The organism is Rhizobium sullae (assembly GCF_025200715.1).
Classification (GTDB): Bacteria; Pseudomonadota; Alphaproteobacteria; order Rhizobiales; family Rhizobiaceae; genus Rhizobium; species Rhizobium sullae.
In genome coordinates, this window is sequence record NZ_CP104143.1 from 2,446,445 (window position 1) to 2,459,366 (window position 12,922).

The window sequence follows — 12,922 nt, forward strand, 5'->3', positions numbered from 1 at the left end:
CAATGATCAACTGGCGATTTTCCGCCGGCGTGAAATTCTGAGTGACGAATTGTCTCACTCAGGCAGCACGGAAGGGCCCCTATGACCGATCTCGCCTTTTGCGAACCGAACGAGCTTTCCACGGCGATGCACTATGACCGCGATCGCAGTCTACATGAAATTGTGCATCAGCAAGCCCAGATAGCTCCTCGTGCGACCGCGCTCGTTTTCGGCGACAGGTCAGTCACCTACGGTGAACTCGATAGGCTTTCAGATGGTCTGGCGGCGCGACTGGAGGGCTTTGGCGTCGGCAGGGGCGACGTTATCGGCCTCCTATTGCCGCGCAGCCTCGATACTATCATCTGCATGCTGGCAATCCTTAAAGCCGGCGGCGCCTATCTCCCTCTCGATCCGGCCTACCCACACGAGCATCTCGACTATGTCCTCGCTGAATGCGAGCCGAAAGTCGTCTTCGTCGATGCCGCATCTATCGAAAAGATCAGCTCTGCTTCAAGCGAACGGACAAATATCGTCGATGCCAACACCCTCCTGTTAGAGGTGGCAGTTGCGCCCACAGCGGCAAGGCCGATGGTCGAGATCGGGGGAGGAGACCTAGCCTACGTCATGTTTACTTCCGGCTCGACCGGGCGTCCAAAAGGTGTAGCTATCCCCCACAGAGGAATTTCCCGGATTGCTCTTGATCAGAACTACCACTCCCTCACACGTAGGGATGTCGTCCTTCACGCCTCAACCATTTCATTCGACGCGTCGACTTGGGAGATCTGGTGTGCGCTTCTGAATGGTTGCGCGCTTGTGATCATGCCGGATGTAAACTTCTCTGTTGCGGGCCTTTGCCAAGTCATTCGAAATTACGACGTCACCTCTATGCTCCTCACAACTGGCCTCTTTCATCTGTTCGCAGACTATTCCGATCGCGACTTGCCAAGCCTGCGTCATGTGTTTTTCGGCGGCGACGTGGCATCGGCAGCGCATGCGCGCCGTTTCCTTGACAGGCATCCGGGCTGCATCCTCACCAACGCATATGGTCCGACGGAAACGACGGTACTTGCGACGGCCTTTACCATTCCGCAGGGATTTTCGGCGCCCGAATTGCCAATCGGCATGGCGGTAGCCCATACCAGCATCCGCATCCTCGACGAAACGCTGCGTGAGCTTCCCGCCGGCATTGAAGGGCAGCTTGCAATTTCCGGCGACGGCCTCGCGGTTGGTTATTTCAACCGACCGGAGCTCACCGAAGAAAAATTCGTGATGGTCGAGACACGAGATGGACCGCAGCGTTGCTACTTGACTGGCGACCTCGCGATCATGGGCGTAGATGGCATGGTCGCCTTTAAGGGACGCCGGGACCGGCAGGTAAAGATCAATGGCAAACGTATCGAACTTGATGAGATCGAAGCCGCGCTGAGACGCGATTCCCGTCTGGCTGACGCAATCGTTGTCTGCCACACACGGAGCCAATCGCTAAAGCACGTGGTGGCCTATTTGCGCCCTTGCGAAACCAGCACTGGCAAAGACCCGGATCTCGCCGGCGCAGTCATGGCAACGCTGCGCAGAACGCTGCCGGCGCACATGATCCCAAACTCAGCACTTGTGCTCGACAGTTTTCCGATGACACCGGGCGGCAAGGTCGACCGCTCAAAACTGAGCCTGCCGCCTGCTGAACCCGAGGGCTCAATCCGGGAGGCCCCCGAGAGCCAGGTCGAGGCAGTGCTGGTCAATCTCTGGCGGGAAGCACTAGGCAGGGAAGAAATCGCACTCAACAGGAATTTTTTTGATCTGGGAGGGACGTCACTTCAGCTCATGCGCGTCCATGCCGGTCTGGAGGCGCATCTGCGGCGGGGGGTAGACGTCGTCATGCTCTTCAAGCATCCGACCATTCGCGAGTTGGCGCTCTTTCTGAACGGCAAGGCGTCAGATTCTCTCCGCTCCGCATCAGCGGCCCGGCGTGCCGCACTGCAGCGCAAGACGATGAGCCAATTCCGCAGGAGCAGTTCATGACGCAGGACCGGGATTTTGGCGGCACCGACGAGGACCACGACTCGGGCGGTATTGCAATCGTTGGCATGTCAGGTCGCTTCCCCGGCGCACCCACGATCGACGCCCTTTGGCAGCTCATCTGCGCGAAGCGCAATGCATTTTCGAAATTCACGCCAGATGAGATCGAAGATGCTTTTACGGATGAAGAGCGCTCGATGCCGAACTATGTGCCGGCACGACCAAATCTCGGCGATGTCGAAATGTTCGATGCCGAATTCTTCGGTATGTTTCCGCGGGAAGCGGCCCTCACCGATCCGCAGCACCGGGTCTTTCTCGAAATTTGCTGGGAAGCGTTGGAAAGTGCTGGATACGATCCCGAGCGTTTTGGAGGACCGATCGGTGTCTTCGCCGGCGCTTCCATGCCGACCTACCTCATCAATAATGTGCTGAGCGATCGCGCCAAGGCGGAGGAATTTGCCTCCAATTATCAGATTGGCTGCTTCCAGCAGATCGTCGGCGCGCTCAACGATGCCCTGGCGACGCGTGTCGCCTACAAGTTCAATTTGCGTGGCCCTGCCTTCACATTGCAGTCGGCCTGCTCGACCTCACTGCTCGCTGTTTCCCAGGCCTGCCAGAACCTGCAGACCTACAGCTGCGACATGGCGCTCGCCGGCGGTGTCTCCATCACGATTCCGCAGAAGCGCGGATACCTTTATCAGGAAGGCGGAATGGTGTCGCCAGATGGGGTCTGCCGACCCTTCGACGAGAACGCGGCCGGAACGGTCTTCGCCAGCGGTGCCGGGGTGGTGTTGCTTAAAAGGCTAGAAGACGCCCTACGCGATGGCGACCCCATTTATGCGGTCGTGCGCGGCTATGGCGTCAACAACGATGGCTCAGACAAAGTCGGGTTCACAGCGCCGAGCGTCGACGGGCAGGCCGACGTGATCTCGGCCGCGTTGGCAAATGCCGGCATCGCGCCATCGGCGATCGGCTATATCGAATGTCATGGTACCGCGACGCCTCTTGGCGATCCCATCGAGTTCGGTGGCTTGAAAGAGGCGTTTGCTGAGATCTGGGGGCAGAAGGGCAAATGCGCGCTCGGTTCGGTAAAGGGCAATGTCGGTCACTTGGACGCGGCCGCCGGCGTGTGCAGCCTCATCAAGACGGCCTTGGCTCTGAAGAACGCGAAAATTCCGGGCATGGCAAATTACACCCGCCCGAACCCGCGCATCGATCTCGACAACAGCCCCTTTTATATTCCCGCCGAAATGATGGATTGGCCGAAGCAGGAAGGGCCGCGGTATGCCGGTGTTAGTGGATTCGGTGTCGGCGGCACGAATGTTCATGTCATCCTCGAAGAGGCTCCCTCGCGGGAACGGGATATGGAAGGCGACGTGCGAGGGCCGCATATCCTGCCACTTTCCGCACGCAATCCGGCTGCCTTGTCGGCAATGCGCAGCAATCTCAAAAATCACCTGGTAAAGCATCCCGACGCGTCGCTCGCCGAGCTTGCCCATACGCTCCAGGCCGGACGGCGCCAGTTCAGCCACCGTATTGCCATTGCAGCGACGAATGCCGAGGAAGCGCAGGAGCGGCTCGTCGCCGACCGCTATCAATCCTCAGTGGCGAGCGAGACGCCACCACCGGTCGCATTCATGTTTCCGGGGCAAGGCGTGCAATATGTCGGCATGGGTACAGCCCTTTATAGCGACGAGCCGGACTTTGCGCGTTGGATCGATCGCGGAGCGGCGATGATGAAGATGACGCTCAACGCCGATCTTCGCGACTATATTTGCCACACCGGTGCCGTGACGCAGACCAGGGCCGACGAGCAGCGCGAGACGCGCATCGCTCAGCCCTGCCTCTTTCTCGTCGAATATGCGCTGGCCCGGCTTTGGATGGGGCGGGGTGTCAAACCCGACGCTATGATCGGCCATAGCGTCGGCGAGTTCGTTGCAGCGGCGCTTGCCAACGTGATCTCGTTTGAAGATGGCTTGCGGTTGGTCGCCGCGCGTGGACATCTCATGCAAAAGCAACCGCAGGGTGCAATGGTTTCGGTTCGCGCCGACGCTGAAACGGTTGCACTTCATCTTCGTGATGGCGTCGAGATCGCTGCGATCAATGCCCCGAAATTGTGCGTGATATCCGGTCCGTTCGAGGGTGTCGAAGCGGTATGCGCCGCCCTGGCAAAGTCAGAAATCGCATTCAGCCGGCTGCACACATCCCACGCCTTTCACTCCGCCATGATGGATGATGCCGCCGAGGCCTTGCGTGACGAAATGGCAAGAGTGACCTACGGGACTGCGACCATACCCTACATTTCATGTGTGACGGGCGACTGGCAGACGAACGACCGCGGCACCTCGCCGGACTACTGGGCCCGTCATTGTCGGGAACCGGTTCATTTCTCTGAGGGATTGGCGACGCTGTGCCGCAGCCAGAGACCGGTCCTGATGGAAGTCGGCCCGGGCCGAACGCTTTCGGTCTTTGCCTCTCAGACCATCGCCAGGGAGGGGGTCGCCGCGATCGTGCAATCGCTGCCGGAACATGACCGCGCCTATGCTGCCGCCGAAAGCCTTGCGGAGGCACACGGCAAGCTTTGGATGGCCGGATGCAGGCTCGATTGGCCGAACCTGCCTGCTGCGGCAAAGAGGCGGGTGGCATTGCCAACCTACCCGTTCCAACGCCAGCGTCATTGGATTGACGCACCCCCATCCGCTCGCCGCGCTGCAAGCCAGCAGACCGTTTCAACACCGCACGCAACACCTGAAGCCACCGCACCATCAGAGACCAAAGAACAACCTGAGGACGAGTTGAAAACGATGAACGTTGTTCCTTCACTATCCAATCGCGCCCTTGCGCTCGAAACCTCGCTGCTCGCCATTCTCAGCGATATGTCCGGAGATCCGCTTGGCGCTGACGAAAGGTCTGCTACCTTCCTGGAGCTCGGCTTTGACTCCCTTTTGATCGGCCAATTCGCACAGAGGATCGAGAGGGAATATAGGATCAAACTGTCATTTCGCGAACTCCTGAGCAATATTCCGTCTGTTGCCGATCTCGCGCTTTACCTCGACAGGCAGATGCCGCCTGAAGCCGCCCCGCCCGTCGAAAGTTTGCAGGTCGAAATGGCGATCGCCGTTTCGCCGCCGGCGGCACCCGCAGCATCGGCCGTCCAGGCGCAATCAGCCGCGACCGCCGCCAACACAATGCAGTTGGCCGTTTCCGCACCTGCGGCCGGTTTAGTTTCCGCACCTGCGGCCGGTCTAGAAGGCGTGATGCAATCGCAGCTTCAACTGGTTCAGACACTGTTCTCCCAGCAATTTCAGCTGCTCCAGTCGGCTAAGAGCGATGCGGTCGCCGCTCAGCCACAAATGCAGCTGGTTGTCCCCGCCGCGCCGTCATCAGTGCCGGCGCAAGTTGCGCCCGTCGCCGTCCCAACTGCGACCTCCAAACCGTCGCAGGAGGGCGTTGACGATGCCGCCAATTCACGGCGCATGAAGCTCTATCGTCCCGGCTCAAAGAGCGTGGTTCCGGAAATGTCGCCGGAAAAGAAAGCCTTTATTGCGGAATTAATCGACGCATACGCGGCCAAGAACGCGCAATCAAAGGCTTCGACCAACACCCATCGTCGCCGCCTTGCCGATCCGCGCACCGCGTCCGGATTCCGTCCTGAATGGAAGGAGATGGTATTCCCGCTGGTGTGTGATCGTTCGAAAGGCTCCCGCATCTGGGACATCGATGGCAATGAATACATCGATCTCGTCAATGGATTTGGACAAACCGCGTTTGGTCACGCTCCAGATATCGTCGTGCAGGCGGTCAAGGACCAAGCTGAGTTAGGCTTTGCCATCGGGCCACAAACGCCGCTGGCCGGTGAGGTCGCGCAAATGCTCTGCGCTGTCACGGGTCACGAGCGCGTCACTTTCTGCAATACCGGGTCCGAGGCGGTGATGGCCGCAATGAGGCTTGCACGTGCTGTAACCGGACGCGACCGCATCGTGGTCTTCTCCAATGATTATCATGGTCAATTTGACGAGGTCTTGGTTAAAGGGCGAAACCGGGCAGATAACCCCGTCGCGATTCCGATCGCCTCCGGAATCCCGTCGGCGTCCGTCGCCAACATGATCGTCTTGCGTTATGGCGCACCCGAAAGCCTCGAATTCATCCGTTCGAACGCCCAAGATATCGCAGCGGTTATCATCGAACCGGTCCAAAGCCGCCATCCTGAGCTGCGCCCAGTGGAATTCGTGAGGGAACTCCGCAGCATTGCAACGCAATCCGAATTTGCTCTCGTTTTTGACGAGGTGGTGACTGGCTTCCGCGTCGACCCCGGCGGCATGCAAGCGGTTTGGGGCATAAAGGGTGACATGGCAACCTATGGCAAGGTCATTGGGGGGGGCATGCCTGTCGGAATCCTGGCCGGGAACAGTCGTTTCATGGATGCGCTCGACGGAGGTTCTTGGAACTATGGCGACGACACGGTTCCTATGACTGCGCCGACATTTTTTGCGGGAACGTTTGTCCGTCACCCTGTCGTGCTTGCGGCCGTGCGTGCGGTCTTGGAGCATATTCAGGGTGTCGGGGCCGACCTCTATGACCGCGTCGCCGAACGTACCCAGGCGCTCGTCGCGGAAATGAATGCTGATCTGGCCAAGCGCGACATTGCCAATGTCATCCATGGCTACAAAAGTTGGTTCATCACAGATTTTGCGGGAGACGACCCTCTCGGAGCGCTTGTCTATCCGCTTATGCGCTTGAACGGGATCCACATCCAGGAGGGATATCCCTGCTTCCTGACGACCGCACATAGCGAGGAAGATTTCCAGGCTATCGCGGAAACATTTCGCAAGAGCCTTGATGCCCTGCAGGCGGTGGGAATTCTGGCTCCAGCCGCGACGACACCAGGCGCCGTGCACGCCGCCGATACCTCTGCGGCCATTGACGTCATCGTTCGGCCAGCCTCCACGCCGCTTACCGAAGCACAAACGGAAATCTGGCTGGCCGCGCAGGCCGGCGACGAAGCATCCTGTTCGTTCAACGAGTCATTCTCGCTGACGCTTGAAGGCGACTTTGAGGAAAGTGCCTTCCGCCAGGCGCTTCAAACCATTACCGGACGCCATGACGCGCTGCACATCCGTTTTGACCGCGTCGGCGACCGCTTCGAGTTCATTGCCGATTTTGTTCTCGAGGCTCCGCTTGTCGACTTTTCGCACGAGCCCGACGGCGAAGCCAGGTTACAGGAGATTATAGATGACGAGGCACGCACGCCGTTTGACCTCGTCAACGGGCCTTTGGTACGCGCCTGCATCGTGCGGTTGTCGACCGACAAACACGTATTCGTGTTCACCGGTCATCATATCATCTGTGACGGGTGGTCGCTGAATGTCTTTGTCGACGAACTGGCAGCGGCCTACGGGGCGATCTTGCGTGGGGAGGCACCACACTTGGAGCCTGCCCTTTCCTTCGCGACCTACGCAACGGATCTTGCTCCAAAGCCGGAGACCTCTGGAGAGACCGAACAGTTCTGGCTCGATCAGTTCAGGGATATTCCGGATCTGCCGGAGATGCCACTCGACCGAACGCGGCCTGAACACCGCACCTTTGCTGGCGGCACCTGCACCGGTTACATCGACGGTGAGGTCTATAAGGCCCTGAAAAAGGCCGGTGCCAAGTCCGGTGCGACGTTGTTCTCAACCTTGCTTGCGACCTTGCAGGTGATGATCTCGCGGCTTTCGGGCCAGCAGGACATCGTCATTGCTATTCCGTCGGCGGGACAGAGCCTGATCGGCGACAGGATCCTTGTCGGCCACTGCGTCAATCTCCTTCCCCTGCGCCAAAGCGTATCACCGGGCGAATCCTTCCTGACACATCTGAAAGCAACGCAGCAGCTTGTCTTTCAGGCCTTTGAGCATCAGGCCTACACTTACGGAACGCTCGTTCGCAAGCTTGGCGTGAAACGGGATTCGCGCCGTCTGCCCCTGACCGAGATACAGTTCAATCTGGAGCGCTTTGCCGGCGGTGGAGCCTTCGGCGAGCTGAAAGCAAAAATGGCGCCGAACCCCAAGGCATATTCCAACTTCGATATGTTTTTCAACATGAGCGAAGGAAAAGATACCATTCGAATCGACGTTGACTACAATGCCGACGTCTTCGATCGCTCCACGATCGAGCGCTGGATTGGTCATTTTTCGACACTCGCAGCAGCGCTGGCCCGGGACATGGCCACCGAAATCTCCAAACTGCCAATGTTGTCCGCCGAGGAAAGAGGTTGGCTGATCGACCGCCTGAACAACACCGCCGTCGAGTACGAGCGTGACCAAACGGTGTTCTCGCTGTTCTCCCGCAAGGCGGCCGAGCAACCGAACGCTATTGCTGTCGAGTATGCCGGCAATGCCATCACCTATGGCGAGCTCGAAGCCAAATCGAACCAGCTTGCCCTTTACATCCAAATGACGATCCCCGAACCCGGCCAGCGTGTCGCGCTTCTCGTCGAGCGATCGTTGGGGATGATCGTTGCGCTTTTGGCGATCATGAAAGCCGGCCATGCTTATGTCCCGATGGATCCTTCTCATCCCGAGCAGCGTCTGCGCCAGACGATCGATGTAGCACGCATCGGCGGCATGATTTGCGACAGTGATGCTACGGCAAGACTCGCAATGGCGGGTGTGCCTGTCATTCGCATCGATAAGGACGTAAAAGCGATCAACGCGGCGACGGAGGCCGTTCTAAAAAACTCGCCTTCTGACCCGGCGGCGCCCGCCTATGTCATCTTTACCTCGGGCTCTACCGGGGCGCCGAAAGGCGTCGAGGTGTCCCACGGCGCCTTGACCAACTTCCTTGTCTCCATGGCAAAGGAGCCAGGCTTCTCGGCCAACGACACCATCATTGCCGTAACGACAATCGCGTTCGATATTGCCGGTCTTGAATTGTACCTGCCGCTGGTGACCGGCGGCAAGGTAGTCATCGCCGATCGGCAACAGGTGCAAGATGGTTTTGCTCTGGTTGATCTCATCGACAGAAGCGGCGCGACTGCAATGCAGGCAACGCCGACCCTGTGGCAGATGCTCGTGGAGGCGGGGATCAAGCAACGGCCGGGGCTCAAGATGCTCTGCGGCGGCGAGCCCCTGCCAAAAGAACTTGCCAAGTCGCTGCTCGGCGTCGGTGGCGAGTTGTGGAACATGTATGGCCCAACCGAAACGACAATATGGTCCTCAGTGCAACGCATCGCCGACGCTGACGCGCCTATCACGATCGGCCATCCGATTGCCAACACGCAGCTATATATCCTCGACGAGAGCGAGGACGTTGTGCCCATTGGTGTCACCGGCGAATTGTGCATCGGCGGAGACGGTCTGGCTTCTGGTTACTTCGATCGGCTGGACCTGACAGAAAAAGCGTTCGTCCCGGTTTCTTTCAATGGCGGTCAACCTAAGCGCCTTTACAAGACCGGCGACGTCGGCCGACGGCTAGCCGACGGCTCACTGCAATTGCACGGACGTCGTGACCAGCAGATCAAACTGCGTGGTTTCCGAATTGAACTTGGCGACATAGAGGCTGTGGTCTCGAAAGCCCCCGGCGTCCGCCAATGCGCGGTCGTCGCCGCAGAAAACAAAAAAGGTGACCAGACCCTCGTATGCTATGTCGTTCCGGAAGCGAGCGGCACAGACCTAGTCTCGGCCGAACTTGCGGCTCATGCAAAGGCGAGCCTTCCTGGCTACATGCTTCCAAGCTTTTGGGTTACCGAGAACGAGCTACCTCAAACGCCAAATGGTAAACTCGACCGCAAGAGCCTTCAGCAGCGCGGCGTGCCTCAGCGCGAGGCTCAGGTCATCAGAATAAAGCCGCGAACGGATATGGAAGAGAAGCTGCTGGCGATCTGGCAGGAGGTAATGAACGTCTCGGAGATGAGTGTCGATGACAACCTCTACGCTCTCGGCGCAGACTCACTCATGATCTTTCGCATCGCTGCGCGCATGCTCGATGCCGGTCTTCTACTCGAAGCGAAACACCTGCTTCGCCATCCCTCTATCGCGGAACTGGCAGCATTTGCGGAAACGCAAAGCGAGTTGGATCAGAGCGCCGCGCAGTATCGTGTGCCATCACTAAAGGACTTTCGCAAAGGCGCGCGCCGCGGACTTGAGAGGGCGTTATGAGTACAGTCGAAAGCACCCCGGCGAAGTCGGAAGAAGAACTGGAAATTGTTGGTGAATTCCCGTGCACGCAAACACAATTGCGCTGCTGGATCCTTAATCAGCTGAATCCCGGAAATCCGGCGCTCAACGTTGCGGTTCGATGGGAGATTCGCGGCACCTTCAAGGCATCTACCATCGAAGCGGCTTTCCGTAAGGTCATCCAACGCCACGAGGTTTTGCGCACGCGCTTCATCGAAAAAGATGGGCAGCCTTTTCAACAGGCCGTGGAAAAGACCGATTTCAAGATGGTGGTGATCGATCTGAGAAATATGCCGCCTGAGCAGCGGGAGAAAAGGATCTCGTCCATTGGCGAAGAGACGGCCAGGGCCCCGTTTGATCTCAGCAAGCCCGGCCTCTTTCATGTTACGCTGTTGATGGCGGAGAATGATCGCGGGTTTTTGCTCATAACCGCGCACCAAAGCTGCTTTGATGGGTGGTCGATCCGGGTGCTCGGCAGAGAGGTTGGGGAGATCGCCGCCGCGATCGATCACGGTCGAACACCGGTCCTGCCGGATATTGAGCTGCAGTATGGCGACTACGCCTTGTGGCAAGAGGAATATCTTGGCAGCTACGGTTTCGAGACGGAAAAAGCCTTCTGGCGGGAGCGGCTAACGGGAGCGCCATATTTCGAAGTTCCTCCTGATCGGCCCCGCGGCGCGGTCAAAACGAGCCATGGCGACATAATCTCAATCCTTTTGCCGCTTTCGTTCGGCGATCGGATGGATGCCGCTGCGCGCAAAAATCGCGTGTCTCTTTATAGCTACGGCGCAGCGATCATGAGCGCCATGCTGCATCGTCTGACGAATGCTCCGACGGTCTTGTTCGGCTCACAGGTTGCTGGCCGCGAGGATACCGATCTCGAAAATCTGATCGGTGTCTTTATCAACAATCTTGTGTTCAGGTATGACTTTACCAACGATGTCTCATTCGCCGAGCACATCCGCTATGCCAACGAAACGCTGGAAGCCGTCCTCAATCACCAGCGCATGCCGTTCAACAAACTGGTTGAACTCGTCAATCCGATCCGCGATCCGTCACGCAATCCACTGATATCTATCAACTTCAACCTGCAGAAAGCCTTTCTTGAGGACCACCGCTATGGCGACTTCGAGCTGATCAGTGCTCCGTCGCAATCGCCGGGCGTGCTTTACGATCTGAGCTTCATGATGATCGGACGGCCCAGCGGTTGGCGCATGAACATCGAGTACAATACCGATCTTTTCCAGAAGAGCACGATAGAGGCCCTTCTCAAGCTTTGGCAGGATACGTACGAAATCGCGCTGAGCAATCCCGACGCATTGCTTTCCTCTCTCGTGGTGCCGGATTGTAGGCCTGTGACATCGAAGCCGCGCGAGGCGCATGCGGCGCAATTGGAGACAATACTCCGCACCCATCCGTCGGTGGGCGATGTCGCTGTCGTAACGGAAGCACACCCCGCACGTCGTGTAGCGGCGTTTGTTGCCCCGGTTCCAACCTTGAGCGGGCCGATCGACCGTCTGCCTGCCGTGCTGATGCAATATCTCGCGACACAATTGCCTCCTGACGCGATGCCGAGCGATATCAGCATCCTCCTCAGTTTGCCGAGGACAGGTGGCGGCACGATAGACCATGCAAGCCTTCATCTGCGCGACCCGCTACCGACCGCACCGGCCGCACCCCAACCGATGCCTGCAGAAAGCCGCGTCCGAAAGCCCGATACCGACAAAATAGAGACTCTGGCTAGCCTCTGGAGTAAAATTCTTGGTGTCCCGTCCGTTAGACCCGAGGACGATTTCTTTGCCCTCGGCGGTCATTCGCTACTCGCTCTACGGCTCTTGTCGTCCATACGCGAGAGATTTGACGTAAAGCCCACTCTGGAACTGCTTTTCAAGGAGCCGACCCTCGAAAAATTCGCGGCGGCAATTTTCGAAACTTCTGAAGCTCCGACGACAGCTGAAGCAACGCCTAATCCGTGGGAGTTGATCACCTGTAAACGCGGCTCTGGTCGCTCGGCGGTCTACACGTTCAACCATCCGTTCCTCTTCTATCGTCTGGCGAACGAGTTGCCGGATACTGTCTCCGTCCACAACATCAATATGTTCAACGCGAAGCTTGACAGCGAGCTTGCGCAGATGTCGCTCGAACAGATTGCCAAGCTGGCCATCGACGCTATGCAAATTCCGCCGGACACTGGTTCGGTTGCGATCGTCGGGCTATGCGTCAATGGAATCCTTGCAATGGAAATCACTCGGCAGTTGCGTGAGGCGGGCGTTGAAGTCGGCTTTACTGTCATCATCGATGCCTGGGCACCAGGCTACTTCCGCTCCCAGCCAAAGATACGTCAGAAGCGCTGGAATGCAGAGCGGCGCATCAAGCGGACGATTTACTTCACGCGAAAGTTGCTTTCTGGCCGCATACCATTCATCGAATATCTGAAGGAATTCAACTTAACGCTTGCGCTGTTGCAAAAGCTCGGCGTCAGCGGCGGTCAATATTCTCCCGAAGAGCAGGCCAATGCCGAAGTCACCGAGCTCCTCGTGCGCGCAAGCCGCAGCTATCGGCCCGCAAAGAGCAAGGATCCATCGGTAATTTTGCTGCGCAGCCAGGCCAATCATCCCCGAGCGCGCAAGCTTCTTTTCGGTTGGGGCGATGCGGTGGCGAAAGACACCGCCGTCCTCGATCTCAAGGGATGGCACGAGGATTCGCTGAGCAACGACGGTATTCGCGAACTTGCCGCGATCGTATCCAGGAAGCTCGACGGCTAGACGCGAAGC

Annotated in this window: 3 protein-coding genes; all 3 read left to right on the forward strand. The window is 58.3% G+C overall.

The features are described from left to right. Nucleotides 1-81: 81 nt before the first annotated feature. The 3 genes from N2599_RS12520 to N2599_RS12530 are packed head-to-tail and all read left to right on the forward strand — an operon-like array spanning nucleotide 82 to nucleotide 12,913. Nucleotides 82-1,998, forward strand: coding sequence for a non-ribosomal peptide synthetase (locus N2599_RS12520; RefSeq protein ID WP_051336573.1), 1,917 nt, complete (start codon nucleotides 82-84; stop codon nucleotides 1,996-1,998). Further along, nucleotides 1,995-10,130 (forward strand): hybrid non-ribosomal peptide synthetase/type I polyketide synthase, encoded by an 8,136-nt coding sequence (locus N2599_RS12525; protein ID WP_027510219.1) that lies wholly within the window; start codon nucleotides 1,995-1,997, stop codon nucleotides 10,128-10,130. The genes N2599_RS12520 and N2599_RS12525 overlap by 4 nt, the downstream gene beginning before the upstream one ends. After that, nucleotides 10,127-12,913, forward strand: a complete 2,787-nt coding sequence (locus N2599_RS12530; protein ID WP_027510218.1) for a condensation domain-containing protein — start codon at nucleotides 10,127-10,129, stop codon at nucleotides 12,911-12,913. Before N2599_RS12525 ends, N2599_RS12530 begins: the two co-directional genes overlap by 4 nt. The last annotated feature ends 9 nt before the right edge of the window (nucleotides 12,914-12,922 follow it).

Coding starts and splice junctions, on each gene's coding strand:
- N2599_RS12530 (WP_027510218.1), top strand. CDS start 10,127: ATGAGTACAGTCGAAAGCACCCCGGCGAAGTCGGAAGAAGAACTGGAA.
- N2599_RS12520 (WP_051336573.1), top strand. CDS start 82: ATGACCGATCTCGCCTTTTGCGAACCGAACGAGCTTTCCACGGCGATG.
- N2599_RS12525 (WP_027510219.1), top strand. CDS start 1,995: ATGACGCAGGACCGGGATTTTGGCGGCACCGACGAGGACCACGACTCG.